Genomic DNA, 17752 nt, shown 5'->3' with positions numbered 1-17752 from the left:
CATCTGCCAAATAATGAGCCCTAACCTCCGTCCCTAGGGCTCATTTATGCTATACTATAACCATGAAAATTCTAATAACCGGAACAAGCCGCGGAATCGGGCTTGCATGCGCAAAAAAATACATAGAGATGGGACACGAAGTCATTGGATTTGATGTGGCAGAAAGCGAGTTTACTGCTCAAGGCTACACTCACATGATCGTTGATATAGCAAAAGAACTCCCTGATATCCAAGGGGTAAACGTTATCATCAATAACGCAGGAATCCAGGAAGGGCCTGACGTTATTGACATCAACCTCAAAGCAACCATCAAAGTCACTGAGAAATATGCGTTTCAGGATGCTATACACTCAGTTCTTTTCATGGCTTCATCAAGCGCTTCAAATGGTGCAGAATTCCCAGAATACGCAGCAAGTAAAGGCGGCGTAGTTACATATATGAAAAACACCGCACTTCGACTGGCGAAATACGGTGCAACTTCTAACAGCATCTCTGCAGGCGGTGTGTACACGCCTCTTAACGCCCACATCATGGATGATCCAAGCCTCATGGAGCAGTGCCTTGATGAGACCTTACTTCACAGATGGGCGTCAGCAGAAGAGATCGCTGATTTCTCATATTTTCTGACCAACGTCAATAAGAGCATGACTGGTCAGGATATTCTCGTGGATAACGGCGAACAGCTAAAGTCCAACTTCATATGGTAAGTCAGGCTGTTTCACGGTTCTTTTTCTGGTCATCTGCAAAGTGTGTGAACTCGTAAGGAAGGTTCCCCATACACAGCATTACCAGTAAAAGAGCTATGAACTTGTCCGCATAATCAGTTATAGCCTGGATTATGAAGGCACTTCCAAAGAGCCTGAGTGCTGTCTGAGAAAGAACCTGAATAATAAATGTTGTTGTAGCAGCTGATGTAATGCCGCCAAAAAGGAATGTCTCGATGCAGGCTGAAAGGGCAGATGCTGGCAAAGTTACAATAAGAGTCTTCCAGAAAAGCGCGCGGGTAGGGCATTCTTCTTTGCCATGGAAAAGAGCTCCTGCAATAAGTCCCATCAAAACTCCGCTAAGTGAAAAATATATAGCGTAAACGTCTCCAAGAACTCCGTTTATAAGTCCCCCAACAAGAGCTGCAGCGGCGCCGCCAAGTGGTCCTAATACAACAGCTACGAACATTGTTCCGATGCTGTCAAGGAAGATTGGAAGATGCAGCAAAAGAGCCAGCTTACTTCCTGCAATATTGATGGCAACTGCAAGTGCAATAAATGTTAATTTCTTTGTATTGTTCTTCATTTCTCTTCTCCAATTTCTAAAATTCGCGTCAAAAACAACTCCCAAAATGCCTCCACATCTACATTTGTGAAAACTAAGGCGTTACTTTCCTTTCGGTAGAATCCCATGGAATCAACAACGGTCTGGCCCATACTGATGCCGCCAGTCTCAACTTCCGTGAAAGCCTCGATTCCATCAAGGATATTAGGACAAATAAACTGAGCCACAGCAAGAGGATCATTTATGACACAGCCCCTGATGTGCTCCCATTCCCAGTGGAACTTAAAGTAAAACTTCGTGATCTTCTCGATGAAATCCCCAACAACTGCGTTTCTAGCTTTGATATCCTCAAGCTTTTCAGGTGTCAGCACGATCTCTCTGGTCACATCAAGTCCCACCATCTCGATCATCTTGTGATGAGCATAAAGAGTGTCAAACACCACCTTGGCGCTGTCTGGATCCTCCCAGTAGTTGTACTCCGCTACCGGTGAGCAATTCCCGTGGCTTCTGAAGTTGCCTCCCATGGATACTAGTCTTTCAATAGACAAAAAAGCTAAAATATCCGCATCGATGAGATCTGCCAGGTTCGTAAGTGGCCCCAAAGCGATAACTGATACGTCGCCGCCCTTTAAGGTCTCCCTCATGAACTCCACAGCACTCTTTTCCGGAATCTCCTGACCTGGAACCTCTGGTAAAAAACTCTCTCCAAGGCCGTCACAACCATGAGTATCAAGTGCGTTCACATACTCCCTTACCCTTGGCCTGTCTGCGCCCACGTAAACTGGCACATCAAGTCTTCCAAGGAAGTTCAAGACTCTTTTTGCATTTTGAAATCCAAGCTCTGCTGGTGAGTTACCTGCAACGATGGTAATGCCGATAACCTCAAGCTCCGGGCTCTGAAGAGCCAGCATAATAGCCAGAGAATCGTCAATTCCAGGGTCGCAGTCGATAATGATCTTCTTCATCCTAATCTCCAAAATAATCTTTCTGCATAAAAAAAGTAGCTCTGCACAAAAGCAGAGCTACATAAAAGACAAAATATTCCTATGCAGTCCTGGTTTTGTTTAGCGACAGGAAGGTACAAATGAACTGTCGTTTGTTGCGCTAGAGGATTATACAACTATATTTCTAATAATTCAAGCCGCACTCTAGATCACTTCTTGATGCCGACCACGCAGACCCACATCTCTTCTCCTCTGCCGGGTCTGTTGTCGTTTCCTACAGAGTTCCTTACGATCTCAAAGCCTGCATTTTCAAATAGCGGAATAACGCTCTTTTCGTTAAAGTCGCTAAACTTGCGCTCACCGCGCATCTTGGTGCCATCGCCGTATTTAAACGAAGCGTATAGCGCACCGCCTGGCTTAAGCGCCTTATTGAGCTTATTAAATGTCTCCGGAAGCTCCTCCATTGGCACGTGCAAGAGTGATGCGCTTGCCCATATTCCATCGAATACATTATCAAAAGAAATTTCATCAAATCTCATATCCAGAACTTCCCGTCCAATGTACTCAGAAGCTCTTTTTCTCATTTCTTTTGATGCGTCAAAAGAGACCACATCAAAGCCGGCATCCAAAAAAGCCTTGCTGTCTCTGCCACTTCCGCAGCCTGCATCCAGGATCCTTCCGCCCTCAGGCACATAGGCCAGAAAACTATCCTGCTCCTCTTTCATATCTGCAGCCACAGAGCCAGCAAAAAACGAATCCGCATTTATGTTGTAATATTCCACGTTGTTGTCTGTCATAGTCATCTCCTAAAAGTTATATACCAGCTGTAGCCATAAAAGATCAGCGTCTTTTCTTTATCTTCAAAAACAGGTGCTAAGGACTCAAGCATCCAGGCTCTAGCCTCGTCAGCCGTAATGTTCCCACTCTCAATCTGAGCATTAACATTTGACTGGATCATCATGAAATCGACGAATTTCTCAAGGTCAAAAGCATACTCCATTTCATAGTCTGTCTGCTTCTTCATTGTGAAGCCTTTTATCAGATCATCCTGAGTCCACTTATTTTCTTTTCTCGGCGGCTTGGGGAATCTCCTCAGATACTCATCCTGATACCACTTGGTATAATCAGCATTTCCCACCATCTTGTCTGTAATTCCAAAATCATATATGACTATAAGCCCGTTATCTGCCATAACCTGTGCCATGTTAGCCATATACTTTTTTTCATCAACCCAGTTGATACATCCGGCAGCCGTCACAATGTCATACTTCTCATCAGGAACCCTGGTCTCTTCTGCTTTGGCAACATAGAAAGAAAAGCCTTCATCCTCGCCATATAATTCCTTGCAAACTTCAACCATTGAATCTGCAATATCAGTTCCTGTCACCTTATCACATATGAGCTTTAATGCCTTTGTGGAAAGACCAGCTCCACAGCCCACGTCAAGACCATTCCTAAATCTATGATTTTCAGCCAGATCACAGTCTTTCTTTAGTTGCTCTATCACAGACTTGTGAAGCCATGGTCTTTTGGCATAGCCAAGGGCTATTCTCTTTGAGTCAAAAGATTTATTGTTCATGTTTTTCCCTGTCAAGTGCATCAATCAGACACAAACGCTGAGTTTTATTTACCAAATCCCAAGTATGAAATGCTCCGCCCATGCAGTACTTACGACTTTTACAATTTGCACATTTCTCGTTGTCTTCAGCCCTATCGCGTCGGAAAGCCTTAAACTCATTCTTCCAGATATCCGAGAATCTTCGGTCATGGATATTTCCCTGAATAACGCCAGGCTGATTCCTGTCGATATCGAGGCAACCATATACATCGCCTGTTACTGTGATACTCGCAACTGTAACTCCTGCCATGCAAAAGAAGTACCAGTCTCTGACTTCTTTTTCGTAGTCAAGTCCCAGGTAGTGGCAACAACCATAGGTCACAGGTTCATTATCGGCTCTTTTGCTACGAATAAAGTCCATAATATATCGATGGTCATCATCAGTAAGTAAAAGTTCAGGATGATCAAGCGCTCTTCCAATTGGTTCAATTCCCATGATACGCCAGCTGTCGATATCAAAATCGCACATCACCTCATACAGCGAATCCAATTCTCTTACAGTCTCATGATTAACAACGGTCGTAACCATGATACTTCCAAAGCACTTAAGATCAATAAGGTTCTGAATTCCCTCCATTGCTCTCTTATATCCGCCTTGAAGTCCCCTTATCCTGTCATGGGTCTCTGGAAGGCCGTCAATACTAACAGAGATGGTGTTCATGCCACATTTCTGGAGCATTCTTGCAACCTCGGGTGTTATAAGGATTGCATTAGAAGTCATACCCCATTTGAAGCCCAATGAGTGAGCATAACTCATGACCTCTTCAAAACCAGGATATAAAAGGGGCTCTCCTCCTGTAACATTAATCTGTGGAAGAGAGCCATTAAAATCCTCTTTTATCTGATCTAAAATATCTTTCCATTCCTGTGGAGCCATCTCAGTAGCTCTCACATCGCCACACCTTGAACCGCAGTGCCAACAGTGTTCATTACAATTGAGTGTAAGTTCAAAGAAAAGCTGTTTTAAAATAGGCTTCTCAAAAAACTCATTTCGCACATCGTACTGTAGATCAAGATGGGATATTTTAATATCGTTATTGTTCATTAGTGTTACCTTGATTATTTATGCCATCCTGAGTAGTATCCTGCTCAACGGATATCTCATAATTACTATTAGAGTATTCTTCCTCTACTTCTACTGGCGGTCCATAACCACAGGCTGCGTTAAGTAACATGCTTGCCACACTAACACTGGTTGCAATAACCACTTTCTTATTCATCTTTTTCATGCGTAACTCCTCCCAATATTTAAGACTATGATAGTCTATGTCGCTATTACTTGCAAATCAATATTCCATTTTTGTAGCCAAAGTGCGACAATTGGAAAAGAATTCTTTTTTCCGCCTGGCAAAATAATGCCTTATCTTGCCAAAATTATCTCTTTTGCCATCTCAAAAAGCTCATCCGGTGACATATCTAGATTAAAGCCTATGAGCACATAGGAAACACCATCGATTTCAAAGTTAACGCCGCTTACGTAATCTGTCTGGCGCGTATCACTTCCTATGCTGATAAAAAAGTGATCGTCCGTTTCTTCGCGCTCTCTTTCAGAATCTGTAGGCTCCTCATCTTCCGGCAGAGAAAGATATTCGTCATAATTGTAATGTACTGTTATTCCGTCGTATTCCCGTGTCTCTGTAGCTCTGGCGCTGTCATATTCCTCATGGTCTTCGCCATAAAGTGCTTCCGGGAACATTGAAAGATAAAGCTCTGGGCTTCCATCCCTTACATAATCGATCCTGATACCCTTATAAGTGCTGAGCTTGTTGCCTTCATCATCCGTGGTGCTAGACTGATCGACTTCCATCTCCTCCACTGAATATCCGTTTGTGAAAAGACCTACTGTTGCAACATCAATTCCAGCCTCCTCTTCAAGCTGTCCAAGGTCCTCAAAGTTACTGCTCTTTCCTCCAAAATAGATATCGCTGACTATTCCTGTAGCCTTACCTGCCGCAAATGCTGTGACGCTAAACAGTGTAAGGCATGCTGCAACAGCAACACCAATCTTTCTAAAATCATACTTTTTCTTCATAGGTCCTCCATTCTTCTTGCCATTCAAGAGATTATTCACCATATTCTCCTTTTCGCTGTCGGAATAGTGGATGTCATCCATAGCTTTTTTGTATATTTCCAAATTCTTATTTTCCATATGAGTTATCTCCTTTATTGCATCCCATAGTCATCAGCCAACGTTTCCCGTAAAATCTTTTTACCTCTGGCTAGATACTTTGATACAGAAGTCTTTCTCTTGCCCATCATGTCTGCAATCTCTTCTGTGGAATATCCTTCATAGTAATGAAGATAAATTGCTGTGCGGTAATTTCCAGGAAGCCTCTTTATCTCTTCCAATATTTCGGATTTCTCTGATGCAGGCGCCTCTTTATCTCCAAGCTCTTCAAGTCCTACTGTTTTGGTAAAAAAAGCACTTTTCCTAAAATCCTTACAGGCATTGATCGTGGTTCTAACTAGCCATGCTTTCTCACGTTCGCTGCTTTCAAATTCAAAATCCCCAGTTAATAATTTCATAAAAACTGTCTGGCAGATATCATCACAATCAAAGGGCTGCTTCAAATAGTTATAGCTGATCCTCTTTATCATATTGGAGTACTCAGTCACTACCCTCCTGACTTCTCTATCATCCATGTAATAACAATCTCACTTTCCGATCTTTTTAGAAGGCCTTCTACTTATAATACGATTCATCCTGATAAAAGTGGACACTCATTTTTAAAAAAAAGTAGTTATATAATAAAAAAAGTTGTGACTTTTAAAAAGATTTCTTGGCTATATAAGTGTAAGGCGCTTACAAATACCAAGAAGGGAGCATCTATGAAAGACGAAGAGATAATAAGTCTGTATTTCAGACGTGATGAAAGAGCCATCGAAGAAACAGATTTAAAATATGGAAAATATTGCAAGACTATAGCTAAAAACATTCTGTGGAGTGAACAGGACATCGAGGAATGCCTTGATGATACCTACGTAAAGGTGTGGAACCGCATTCCACCTACAAAACCTAGGATTTTTAGAGCATTTATCGCTAAGATAACAAGAGATCTGGCATTAAATATGTTTAACGCCAGCAAGAGCTCAAAACGTGGAAATGGCGTTGTAAACGAGGTTTTGGATGAACTCGCTGAGTGCATTCCAGATAATAGCGATGTTGAGCACTCGGTCCTTGAAAAAGAGCTAGAGAGTGTGATCAAAGATTTTGTAAACAGTCTTGATCCAAAGGATGCTTATATTTTTACCAGCAGATATTTTTACGCAGAAGAAATAGCAAACATCGCCACTAAGTTTGGAATGACAAGACACAATGTTACAGTTGTCCTTGGAAGACTCCGCAAGAAGCTCCAGGGTAGATTGGTAAAGGAGGGTTATTTGGCATCATGAGAAGTGAAGAATTATTAAAGGCCATGAATGGCATTGATGATAAGATTATTGCAGATACATACAAATATTCTACCAAGATCAAAGTAGTCAAGGCAGGTAAAAATCTGCCACTTGCTGCCTGCATAGGCATAGCTCTTTTTGCAACACTTACTGTTACTGCTGTCGCAGCTATCCACCACTTCTGGGGAAGAGGAATGAATGGAATTGTAAAATCCACCGATGTTCAGCAGCAGACACTTACAGAGCAGGGGCAGGCAATTGTTTACTCCGAAGAGCCGGATTATTCAGCTTATAAGGTAACAGACCAGGGTGTAACTATAGTTCCTGAGACTATTATCGCTGATGCACATTTTGCTTATTTATCTTTTAAAGTTTCTGGCTTAGAGGTAAAGGGTCTTGAAGAGCCCGGCGCCGATGTCACATACTATCTTGGCGATGATCCTGATGACGTGAATTCATGGTTAAGTGGTTCATCAAGTTTCTTTGATGGAATTGTTCCGGATGAAAACGGCATGGGCGAGTATGAAGATGGCACTCCATTTCAGACCACAGAGAACGGAGAACTGATCACTCACTACGTAGATGAAAATGGTGATCTGCAATATATCATGATGTTACATACTCCGGATATGTCAGATAGTCTTTTGGGTAAAAAACTCCATGTAGAATTTAACGAGCTTGGCATATATACAGGAAAGTGCGAGTTCACAGGTACTGTTCAGGGAAAATGGATCTTTGACCTTGAACTTCCAAAAGTAAGCAACGCGCAGGTAATCACTGTTAACAAGCAAGTTCCAGGAACAGACTGTACGATAGATACTATAGAGATAACTCCTATTTCAATTGCTGTAAATTACACTGTAGACGGTAAGCTTGAGCAGTATGAGGATTGTAATGGCATCCCAGAATTTATGGGTGTTGGGTTAAAAGATGGCACTGACTACAAATACATTCAAAATGGCGGATCATCATACTATACGGATGATTCAATGGAAAAAGCTATTAGTTCAGCCTGCTTCCAAAGAATAATCGATGTCTCAGAAGTCAGATCACTGTTCATAAGAACAAGCGACTACGATAACGCAGGTATCGTAGAAGTTGATCTGCCATAAGGTTTGATTACATATAATCAAACTATATAATCAAACTATATAATCAAACTAAAAGAGCATCTATAACTTTATGGTTATAAATGCTCTTTTTTATGACTATAATTCCTTAAGTATCTTTTTTATAAGTTTATCATTCACCAAGCCTAAAAACAGGGTAGAAATATGCGCTTTCGTTTAAAGGACTGATTTTTTCGCAGGAATCTATGATCAATCCTGGCTCAACATCCATTTTGTATTTCTCTAATACCTTAAAATGCTTTGAAGCTTTCCTCCCTGGAGAAATGCTCTTTTTGATTTCTATGGGATAAATTGAATTTCCCATGACGTACAGGAGATCAACTTCTTTATTATCCTTATCTCTGTAATAAAACAGCACTTCCTTTGGATCCTTATTATATGCGTAGAAATTTTTAACCAGTTCGCTCACTACATACGTTTCAAAAAAGGCACCGCCCATAACGCCATCTTCAAGCATCTTGGCTGTCGGCCATTTGCACAGATAAGCGCATAGCCCAGTGTCCATAAAATATATTTTTGGAGCTCTTATTATCCTGTTGGAAATATTCGGCATATATGGGTGCATTAAATATATTATTCCAGCCGTTTCCAATATAGATATCCATCTTTTGCAAGTTCGTACATCTATGCCAACATCACCAGCAAGCCTGTCGTAGTGAAGTTCAGATGAAGTCCTTAGCGCAACAAGCGATATAAAATTCCTAAATGTGGTCTCGTTGTCTTCGGATATAAGTTTTTTGACATCCTTCTCAATATAGGTATCAACATAAGCCCTAAAATAGATGTCTCTTGATGAATTATTCAGCACAACATCGGGCATTCCACCGTTAAATATATCTTCAAATATTTCTGCCCTGGTGCGATAGGTGAGCGTGTTGTCGTGTTCTCTTTTTAAGAGCACTTTTATATCCGGCTCAAACAGATTTCCGGGCACATCATACTTCTCAACCTGTGAAAAGGATGCCATTTCGATCACGCCACATCTGCCTGCTAGTGAGTCAGAGATGCCCTGCTGCATTTCAAATCTATTTGATCCAGTGAGAATATACATCAACTGCTGTTTCTCATCTTTTTCTGTCCATTCAAGCCTTTGTTTATCAACGATTACTTTTATCTGAATAACAAAAATCGACCATTATTACAATGCTATGCTATTATGGTCGAATACTTAACAACATAGCTATACAAGGCATATAAAAAGACCGCCATAGCGGTCTAATTTAAAATAATACTGAATTGATAAACATAAGGTATTGCCTCTTTTTCCCAAATTTATCAATAATCAGTTTTTATATTCTTTAACCACTAATTTATGCCCCAAAACTTCTTCCTCACTTGTTACGACATATTCCTCTGGTTTAAAATCTTTGCGAATAGTAACTGTATTAAGACAGTCATAACCATTTTTATAATATAGATTCAATGCTCTAGCATTTCTAGCTGCAACTTCCAAATATACTGAATCAGAGTATTCCTTAACAATATCCTCAACAAGCTTTAATGCTTCTGAGCCATATCCGTTTCCCTGATATTGTGGAAGAATAAACAAATCCTCAATCCAGTCAATTTCACATCCACGACTTGCCAAATGAACAAACCCTATTATAGTCTCTTCCTTTTTTATAAAGTACAGTGCATGGCCTTTGCCACTCCACGCTAGCATATCTTCTATGCTTTCTTCATCTGTTGGTGTGTAGTCATTATGCGCTATCCAAAATTGCTTTATCAGTTCGCATATAATATCTTTTTCATCTTTATATTTTACGAGTGTAATCATTTTAATCTCCTCCTCGGATTATACTACTACTTTCATTATCTTTTTTACGTATCTTTATTAAGAAAAGCTGGTAAAAAATTAATCTTATGTTCTATTGCCTGTTCGAAAATCATTATGATATATTTCTTTTCGCTGCCAGAATTCTTCTGACAAAAACATTCTATTATTTCACGGGTCATCGCCCAAAAGTTCCACATCTATGTAGGCTTTTAGAAATATGAACATTAAGAAAGAGGATTAAATTGAAAAAAGAAAGCAACAAGAAAACGTACCAATTCCATAAAGCCACTGGGGCTTTAAAGTACACTATGACCAACGATTATCTATTTCGCATGGTTCTTCAAAGAGATAAAGAAACGCTGACTTTGCTGATCTGCTCTTTGCTCCATCTCACCAAAGATCAGGTTGTAGATGTATATATTGATAATCCAGTTGAACCTGGAGCAACGATTGCCAATAAAGAGTATCAGCTGGATATTGTAGTTAAACTGAATGGGGATGTTATTATCAATCTTGAGATGCAAGTTATCAACTACAACAACTGGCCTATGAGGTCTCTCTCATACCTGTGCAGAAAGTTTGATTCTATCCTCAAGGGAACTGATTACAACACAGCCCACACCGTCTATCAGATCGGTTTCCTTGATTTCACTCTCTTTGAAAATCATCCAGAATTCTTCGCAAAATATCAGATGCGAAACGCCAAAGACAATTACCTTTATACTGACAGATTCAACCTGTTTGTGGTAGACTTGAATCGTACAGATATGGCAACAGATGAAGATAAGTTCTATGGTATAGATACGTGGGCAAGTCTTTTCAAAGCAACAACTTGGGAGGAAATCAAGATGATAACTGATAATAATCCATCACTGAATTCCACTGCAGAAGCAATCTTCATGTCTACAGCAAATCAGGACATCCTTGAACAATGCCGCATTCGTGAAGATAATATAGTTCATGAAAAGTTACAGGCGGAGAGGATGAAATATCTAGAAAATGAGAATAAAACTCTTACAAATGAAAACCAATCTCTTTCAAATGAGAATCAGGTTCTCACTGAAGAGAAACTACTTCTCAATGAAAGAGTCGCCAAGCTAGAAAAACTCCTCAAAGACAACGGAATCCAAGAATAACAACAAGGCAATACCCCCAGGTATTGCCTTTACTTTTTTTCATGCTCTTTCAAAAGAGCTTCATGTATAGCCTTTGCTATGACTTCCTCCGGAGCTCTTTTAAGTATCTCTGCCTTAGAATTTTTGTTTATCTTTATTTCCTTTTTTGGCGCATCAGAATTATCTTTTTTCAAATCAAAATTCCCTCAAAATGATCTATCTCATGCTGAATTATCTGCGCTGTAAAATCCTTATACTTGCCATACTGCGGCTTGAAATCCTGGTCTAAATAATCCACCTCAATTTCTCTATATCTGGTGCAGGATCTCACTCCATCCAGTGACAGGCAACTCTCCTGCGTCTCATAGGCACCGCTCTTTTTGGTGATCACTGGATTGATCATAGGGAAAAGAAATGGTCCCATAGCCACCACGATTATTCTCTTCTTTACTCCGATCATGTTGGCAGCCATTCCAACACATCTATCTTGATTTGCTCTAAGTGTATCCAATAGATCCTCGACAACCTGGCTATCCGCCTCAGTTGCAGGTTCAGACTTTTGCTGCAAAAAGAACTGATCTCTAACTATCTGTTTGATCATAATCCATACTCCTCTTCGGAATATTACACTACCGTGTGTCCAATGAATACCCCATTATAACTAAATATAACTAATCGGGAGCGCAACAAGATTTTCCCTCAGATACGTTTTCTTATCAATCAAGCAAAGTATTACTCCTAATCCTCGTTTTTTGTCAGGAATCTTATCCAGTACTACATTGGTAGCTCCCATTATTGCCTTAGGATTACCAGTCATTTTAATTTCTACCGGATATAGCATTCCATTTTCTTCAATTATCAAATCTATTTCATTTTCTTTTGAGTTGGATTTATCCTTGCCTCTATAATAAAAAATGCTAAATCTATAATCCAAACCTTGGTTAGAGTACGATTTAAGTATCTCTGACACAATAAAAGTCTCAAACATATTTCCAGCTACAGCACTATTTTTTAAAGCATCTTCCGTCAACCAACGAGTCAAATAGCAAGCCAAACCAGTATCTCTAAAATATATTTTAGGTGTTCTTATTGCACGTGTAAGAGCATTTGAAGAATATGGTTGTAAAAGAAAAATTATTCCTGTTCTTTCCAGAATAGAAACCCAGTTTTTGACTGTTGGCACACTTACTCCAACATCATCCGCTATATTCACGTAATTCAGCAATTCTCCTGTCCTAGCAGCTACAGCTGTCAAAAACTTTAAAAATGTGATACTATCCGCTGTAATTAACTCATTAATATCTCTTTCTAGATATGTATCTACATATGAAGAGTAGAAATCTTGCCATTCCCTATCAACATCATATAATTCAGGATATGATCCCTTATGTATGATTTCCCAGATATTGTTATAATCGACCAATTTTCCTTCGCGTTCTTTTAAATATTCATCTGTAGGAATAAAGTGATCATTAAATTTAACACCATTTATTTCACGTAATGACAGCCCAGTTAATTCTAATATTGACACTCGTCCTGCAAGAGACTCACTCATACCTTTCATCAATTCAAGCTTCTGTGAAACTGAAAAGATAAATTGTCCACGTTTCTCAGAATCATCCAATATCAATTTAACGTCTTCTAGAATACTTTTTTCTTTCTGAATCTCATCTATAAAAAGAGGGCATGGATTATTTAAAAAGAATAACTTAGGCTCTTCTTTTGCCTGCAAACGAGTCATTTTATCATCAAATGAGACTCCATTATAATCTGAAAATTGATGCCTTATTAATGTAGACTTTCCTACCTGTCTAGCACCTGCTACTAATAGACATTTACTGGACTCTGCTCGTTTCTTAACTATATCTGTTATTGCTCTTTCAATATAAGCCATTTGCACCCCCGACTAATTTAATGTCTAATTTTATTTTAGACGAATTTTTTCGCTTCGCCAAACAAAAATGCGACTAATTTAAAGTCTAACTTTAAATTAGTCGCAATCAATTTCAAAATCCAATAACATACAGTATAAAAAGAACAAACACCCCACCAGCATTGCCGTCAACCAAAATAGTAACACCTATGATTACCGCAACAGTGATCAGCATCTTTCTACGTTTACTGGCTGCTAGCATGCATATGTAAAGAGCTGATAAACTCGAGATTAAGTTTGGGTAAAAGAACTGTGAATCCCACTCTCACGTGCTATTTTCTTCCTCTTTATCAAGACTATTAAGCATATCCATGATTTCTTTATTACGCTCTAGCAAATCATAGATACCATCTTCAGAAAGAACGCCTCGTTTAATAGAAAAAGGAATCTCGCCTCTCTCATCTGCAGCAAAATCATCCTTCCACTGATTGCTGGAATAATACTTCTCTAACTTTTGAATTGATGGTTGGAAATTCTTGTAATCAGCAATAGCCATCTCAAGCACAGTTTGTCTGCGCTTGGCTTCATCGAAAAGCTTTTCCATTTCGATGATGTGATCATATTTTCCCATTGCTTTCCCCCTATAAATAACCTTCACACACCAATCTTCCGTGGTGTCCAGATTTCATTATACCCATTCCTCTGTGCCCAGTTATAAATCATCTTTATCCTTTTTGCAGGTTGCACATTATCATGATGATCCCTCTCTATCAGAATCTCATTGCGCTCAGAGATCTTCTCAAGAAAGTCCACCTGTGCTAATTTGTCACGCTTCATATTATTGCATTCAGGACAAGCCAAAACAAAATTCCATATCTGATCATCCTTGATAAATGACCACGGAATAAAGTGATCGACTTCAACTTTATCTCTCGTTACACGCTTACCACAATAGAAGCACTTATTCTCAAACTCCTCAAACAAAATATCCCTATAATACGCCAAACTACTACGGGTTCGCATAGTGCTTTCATCAATTTTGCTAAGCAAGTGATCAATTACATTATCTTCATTGACTCTTTCAAGAAATCTAGCCCACTCATAATAATTTAGCTTCTCTATTGCAACCTTGTGTTTACACGCAAATTCATACATCCTTGGATTTAATTGGATCCATTCCCCGCTAAGAGAAAAAGAGTAAAAAAGCCCTCCAAGATCTGCATAAAGAGCCCCCACAACATTATTTTTACAATCACTCTTCACCCTTTTGCATATATCAATGCGCATATCACAAGCAAGGCTCTCGAAGGGAATTCCTTCAATAATATTGTATTTTTCTTGGCTCTCAAAAAGAATTGTCTCTAGTCTTGAACGCCTATCAAGTTTGCCAGGATTTTTTTGCTTGATATGATGCTTAAGAACCAGATTCCAATAGATTTCCGCAAATTTAGAAAAGAGCTGATCAAAGTTGAGCTTCAACTTATCATCTGTATTATAGAGATTATCAATGATAGCCTTTAAAAATCCATATTTATAGCTAGTATCATTATGAGATTTGGATGAAAAAAGATATGCAAATGCAGACCACATCTCATCTTCAGATAGCGGTCTGTCCACATATTCTGCTTTTTTTAACTGATATCCAGCCGCCATAATATTACTCCTCACATAAAAAACTCATCAACTTTCTCAACACTATCCAATATCTCGCTCTCTGCAACGCCAGCATTTCTAGCTATTTGCGTAGATGCCTTCAATCGTTTAGGCATATCTGGATCAAAAGCATCTTTGATGAGTTCTTCAAATTCTTCACAGCGTTTTAATAGTTCATCTCGGAATACTGAAAACCTCTCTTCTAGCTCAGCATCTACTTCACCCTGATGTTCGAGGTACTGAGTGAGTATTTCCTGTTCTTGCTTGTACAGTGAATAACGGCCATATTCAAAAGTGAGCATAGCAACATTCTGCACGTAATTTGCTCGCTCCTCCCCAATGACAATTTTACTTGAAGAAGCAAGTAACTTGATCATAGATTCTAGGAGCAGCCATAAACACTGCTCCGTGTAATCAACTTCTTTAATCTTACCTTTTTCTAAATCATCACCTAGCTTCTTAACCTTTTTAGATAATCTACTAATATCATCGCATTTCTCAACAGATACTCCACTAGCTTTCAGAATCTTCACAGAGAAATCCACATATTTAGCGTATACATCGAATACGATAACACTATACTGCTGGCCATCATCGATGATAGCTCTATCAACAACAACACTAGCAATTTCTTTCCAATCCTCTGTGGTAAATTCTTTTATGTTCTTTCCATTAAAGACCTTATACAGAATCCCTATTATTGCTGTAGTTCCTATCTTTAGGATCTTAAGTCCTTCAGGACTATCATCATTGCAATAGGCAGCCACTGTTTCTTGAGCTTTCTCTATTCCATTTAAAGCTTTCTCTAAGTTTTGACCTATTTCAGATTCTTTGAAGTACCGAATAGTAGTTTCCTTTATTATTTCTTCAATCATGATTTGCTACCTTCTGTAGTAACCTGCTTTCCATACAATGCTGACAATGACTTTGTTAGATTCACCAATGCTCCCAGTCTGTTCTTGTCATCATCGCTAACTGTTGTGTAATCACAATTAAACAAGCTCAAGCACTCCTGAAAACTTGTATTAAGGCTTTTTCTGATTTCGTTTGTCTGAGTTAAAATCTCATATATTTCTCCATCCATTTCTTTGACTGCTTCTGTATTTCGCTTAACTGCCTCAATTTCCTCATTCTTCTCCTTATTAAGCTTTGCTTTGTTCTTAGTAAAAAGAAGTATTGAAGTGAGTAAAGTTGCTCCGGCAATTGTCCAGCCCACAGGACCAGCTAATGCTAAAAGAGCTTTTCCGCCAGCTATTCCCGCAGCATTCTCTGCCAAAGTGCCTCCACCAAGCCACGCCAATGCAGCATTAGTTGCAGCTGCGCCAGACAATGTTGAAATAGCTGTTCCTGTAGACGCAGTACCAAAAGTGGTTGCAATCCACATTGCGGCAGTCGGAGCCATGAATGCAACACTAGCACCTGCTGCCAAACCAGCTCCAGCACCACCAGCCGCATTTCTAGCAGCGCTGATTTCTTTTTCTGCAAACTCACATGCATCTGTGAATTCTTTTCTATTAGTATTAATCTCCTCAAAGTCTGTATCAAAGCTCTTAGGATGATTAGCTATACTATTTATCAAAATCTCAATATTATTAATGGAATCTACTGAGCGACAACGCTCGACATATAACTGCATACCCTTATCATTCATAAGAGTGTAAGCATCGTTATATTCTGTAATAGAACTTTCTAGCATCCTATCTAGTTCAGTCAGTTTATTAGTAATATCTTCTTTGGTCTCTAAAGCCTTATCTTTTACTTCTACAGCCTTCTCAGAAATCACTGCACCTGACTTCTTGATAACCTCTCCACCCTTTTGGGTTAGAACGGAAGAAAACTCCTTGATCTGTTCTGAATTGATCTTTAACCCTGTTTTCTGTGGTTCATCAATCTTAGCCCCACACTTGGCACAGAACATTGCCCCATTACTTACTGTTGCTCCACAAGACTTACACTTCATAATCAACCTCCACGCACGTATTTTATACGTCATATAAAATTGTATCACAATCTCGGCGTTATTATTCCGGTATGCCGCCAATGATTTTCTGTATTTAATTGCAGGTTATTCCTCCCTTCAACATAGAAAATGTTTTCTACGCGAAAGCAAAAAGGGCGTAGCTTATTGCTACGCACTTTAATCAACCTTTTTACTTTATTTACCGCTATGATTCTACTTTTGTATTTTCTACAGAAAGCCATCCTTCTACTACCATGTAATCCCCAAGCTGTCGTTCCGCATTCTGCATGATGTTACGAACAGATTTTACTTCCATTCTGTACTCAATTTCTTCCCCTTTACTAATGTATTTGTTTATTAAACCTTTACTTTTTATAATCACAAACCAAGAGGCAGAGCACCTTTTCGATGCCCTGCCCCCAGCGAAAAACATGATTCAATTCCAAAATCCAATAACCGTCCCAATAACATACAGTATAAAAAGAATAAATACCCCACCAGCATTGCCGTCAACAAAAATAGTAACACCTATGATTACCGCGACAGTGATCAGCATCTTCCTCCGCTTACTGTCTGCTAATTCCTTCTTGAACTCTTCGTCCTTTTCTCTCATCTCCCTACGTTCTTCAGGAGTAGCATGCCACTCGTAGCCTTCAAATTCGCCGCCATCACCACCTCCAAAGATATCGTCGCCAAAAACATCTCCATCACCATCATCGTGGTCTCCATGCTTGTCATCTCCATACAACGTCTCATGAATGTATGAAGCCTCAGCACTATCAATATGCCCATCACAATTCAGATCATAGGAAGTATTCTCAAATTCATCATATGCCATAACATGCCCTCACTTTTGTGAATCCACTGTCTTCATGGTAGCATGCATAGGTAAAGAGCTGATAAACTTGCAATTAAGTTTGGGTAAAACCTTAATACACTTTCTTGTTACAATAAGATTTGAACGATTCAAATAAGCGCACACGTCTATAGAATATAGTTTCCCACAGTTTGAATAATTAT

Annotated in this window: 23 protein-coding genes; 4 read left to right on the top strand and 19 right to left on the bottom strand. The window is 39.3% G+C overall.

Features of this window, described 5'->3' with window-relative positions; translation table 11 throughout:
* The first annotated feature begins 62 nt into the window (after positions 1-62).
* Positions 63-707 (top strand): SDR family NAD(P)-dependent oxidoreductase, encoded by a 645-nt coding sequence (locus tag bhn_RS02175; protein WP_071175154.1) that lies wholly within the window; start codon positions 63-65, stop codon positions 705-707.
* 1 nt (position 708) lies between these two features.
* On the opposite strand, the gene bhn_RS02170 is transcribed toward bhn_RS02175, so the two are convergent.
* The 8 genes from bhn_RS02170 to bhn_RS02135 all read right to left on the bottom strand — a co-directional run bounded on the left by bhn_RS02170 (position 709) and on the right by bhn_RS02135 (position 6474).
* Complete coding sequence (locus tag bhn_RS02170; RefSeq protein WP_071175153.1) at positions 709-1290, bottom strand: hypothetical protein; 582 nt, start codon at positions 1288-1290, stop codon at positions 709-711.
* Positions 1287-2234, bottom strand: a complete 948-nt coding sequence (locus tag bhn_RS02165; RefSeq protein ID WP_071175152.1) for a nucleoside hydrolase — start codon at positions 2232-2234, stop codon at positions 1287-1289. Before bhn_RS02165 ends, bhn_RS02170 begins: the two co-directional genes overlap by 4 nt.
* Before the next feature lie 188 nt (positions 2235-2422).
* Complete coding sequence (locus bhn_RS02160) at positions 2423-3010, bottom strand: class I SAM-dependent methyltransferase (RefSeq protein WP_071175151.1); 588 nt, start codon at positions 3008-3010, stop codon at positions 2423-2425.
* A 2-nt stretch (positions 3011-3012) separates the two neighbouring features.
* Positions 3013-3792, bottom strand: a complete 780-nt coding sequence (locus bhn_RS02155) for a class I SAM-dependent methyltransferase (protein WP_071175150.1) — start codon at positions 3790-3792, stop codon at positions 3013-3015.
* Positions 3782-4876: a radical SAM/SPASM domain-containing protein gene (locus bhn_RS02150; protein ID WP_071175149.1), complete on the bottom strand. Its 1095-nt coding sequence runs from the start codon at positions 4874-4876 to the stop codon at positions 3782-3784. The genes bhn_RS02155 and bhn_RS02150 overlap by 11 nt, the downstream gene beginning before the upstream one ends.
* Complete coding sequence (locus bhn_RS02145; RefSeq protein WP_071175148.1) at positions 4866-5060, bottom strand: hypothetical protein; 195 nt, start codon at positions 5058-5060, stop codon at positions 4866-4868. The genes bhn_RS02150 and bhn_RS02145 overlap by 11 nt, the downstream gene beginning before the upstream one ends.
* A gap of 131 nt (positions 5061-5191) precedes the next feature.
* Positions 5192-5980 carry a hypothetical protein gene (locus bhn_RS02140; RefSeq protein ID WP_071175147.1) on the bottom strand — a complete coding sequence of 263 codons (789 nt, stop codon included), beginning with the start codon at positions 5978-5980 and terminating at the stop codon, positions 5192-5194.
* A gap of 14 nt (positions 5981-5994) precedes the next feature.
* Complete coding sequence (locus bhn_RS02135) at positions 5995-6474, bottom strand: RNA polymerase sigma factor (RefSeq protein ID WP_071175146.1); 480 nt, start codon at positions 6472-6474, stop codon at positions 5995-5997.
* 186 nt (positions 6475-6660) lie between these two features.
* On the opposite strand from bhn_RS02135, the gene bhn_RS02130 reads away from it, so the two are divergent.
* A complete protein-coding gene (locus bhn_RS02130) occupies positions 6661-7224 on the top strand; it encodes an RNA polymerase sigma factor (protein ID WP_071175145.1) in 564 nt (187 codons plus the stop codon).
* Positions 7221-8336, top strand: coding sequence for a DUF4179 domain-containing protein (locus tag bhn_RS02125; RefSeq protein WP_071175144.1), 1116 nt, complete (start codon positions 7221-7223; stop codon positions 8334-8336). The genes bhn_RS02130 and bhn_RS02125 overlap by 4 nt, the downstream gene beginning before the upstream one ends.
* Positions 8337-8466: 130 nt before the next feature.
* On the opposite strand, the gene bhn_RS02120 is transcribed toward bhn_RS02125, so the two are convergent.
* Positions 8467-9372: an ATP-binding protein gene (locus tag bhn_RS02120; RefSeq protein ID WP_161487281.1), complete on the bottom strand. Its 906-nt coding sequence runs from the start codon at positions 9370-9372 to the stop codon at positions 8467-8469.
* 264 nt (positions 9373-9636) lie between these two features.
* A complete protein-coding gene (locus bhn_RS02115) occupies positions 9637-10131 on the bottom strand; it encodes a GNAT family N-acetyltransferase (RefSeq protein WP_071175142.1) in 495 nt (164 codons plus the stop codon).
* A 308-nt stretch (positions 10132-10439) separates the two neighbouring features.
* Here bhn_RS02115 and bhn_RS02110 point away from each other — a divergent pair, with 308 nt between their 5' ends.
* On the top strand, positions 10440-11267 hold the full coding sequence (locus tag bhn_RS02110; RefSeq protein WP_148661892.1) for a PD-(D/E)XK nuclease family transposase: 828 nt from the start codon (positions 10440-10442) through the stop codon (positions 11265-11267).
* 29 nt (positions 11268-11296) lie between these two features.
* On the opposite strand, the gene bhn_RS15650 is transcribed toward bhn_RS02110, so the two are convergent.
* The 9 genes from bhn_RS15650 to bhn_RS02075 form a co-directional block, all read right to left on the bottom strand.
* Positions 11297-11440: a hypothetical protein gene (locus bhn_RS15650; protein WP_161487280.1), complete on the bottom strand. Its 144-nt coding sequence runs from the start codon at positions 11438-11440 to the stop codon at positions 11297-11299.
* On the bottom strand, positions 11437-11847 hold the full coding sequence (locus tag bhn_RS02105) for a peptide deformylase (protein ID WP_071175140.1): 411 nt from the start codon (positions 11845-11847) through the stop codon (positions 11437-11439). Before bhn_RS02105 ends, bhn_RS15650 begins: the two co-directional genes overlap by 4 nt.
* Before the next feature lie 60 nt (positions 11848-11907).
* Positions 11908-13140 (bottom strand): ATP-binding protein, encoded by a 1233-nt coding sequence (locus bhn_RS02100; protein WP_071175139.1) that lies wholly within the window; start codon positions 13138-13140, stop codon positions 11908-11910.
* Positions 13141-13252: 112 nt separating this feature from the next.
* A complete protein-coding gene (locus tag bhn_RS16000; RefSeq protein WP_257786645.1) occupies positions 13253-13381 on the bottom strand; it encodes a hypothetical protein in 129 nt (42 codons plus the stop codon).
* 63 nt (positions 13382-13444) lie between these two features.
* Positions 13445-13750: a DUF4298 domain-containing protein gene (locus bhn_RS02095; RefSeq protein ID WP_071175138.1), complete on the bottom strand. Its 306-nt coding sequence runs from the start codon at positions 13748-13750 to the stop codon at positions 13445-13447.
* Between the two features lie 23 nt (positions 13751-13773).
* Positions 13774-14772: an HNH endonuclease gene (locus bhn_RS02090; protein ID WP_071175137.1), complete on the bottom strand. Its 999-nt coding sequence runs from the start codon at positions 14770-14772 to the stop codon at positions 13774-13776.
* An 11-nt stretch (positions 14773-14783) separates the two neighbouring features.
* Positions 14784-15647, bottom strand: coding sequence for a hypothetical protein (locus bhn_RS02085; RefSeq protein WP_071175136.1), 864 nt, complete (start codon positions 15645-15647; stop codon positions 14784-14786).
* Positions 15644-16732 (bottom strand): zinc ribbon domain-containing protein, encoded by a 1089-nt coding sequence (locus bhn_RS02080; RefSeq protein ID WP_161487279.1) that lies wholly within the window; start codon positions 16730-16732, stop codon positions 15644-15646. The genes bhn_RS02085 and bhn_RS02080 overlap by 4 nt, the downstream gene beginning before the upstream one ends.
* A 436-nt stretch (positions 16733-17168) precedes the next feature.
* On the bottom strand, positions 17169-17570 hold the full coding sequence (locus tag bhn_RS02075; RefSeq protein WP_071175135.1) for a hypothetical protein: 402 nt from the start codon (positions 17568-17570) through the stop codon (positions 17169-17171).
* Positions 17571-17752: the final 182 nt, after the last annotated feature.

The organism is Butyrivibrio hungatei, assembly GCF_001858005.1.
GTDB lineage: Bacteria > Bacillota > Clostridia > Lachnospirales > Lachnospiraceae > Butyrivibrio > Butyrivibrio hungatei.
Note: the sequence above shows the minus strand (reverse complement) of the source record. Positions and strands in the feature narration are given on the sequence as shown.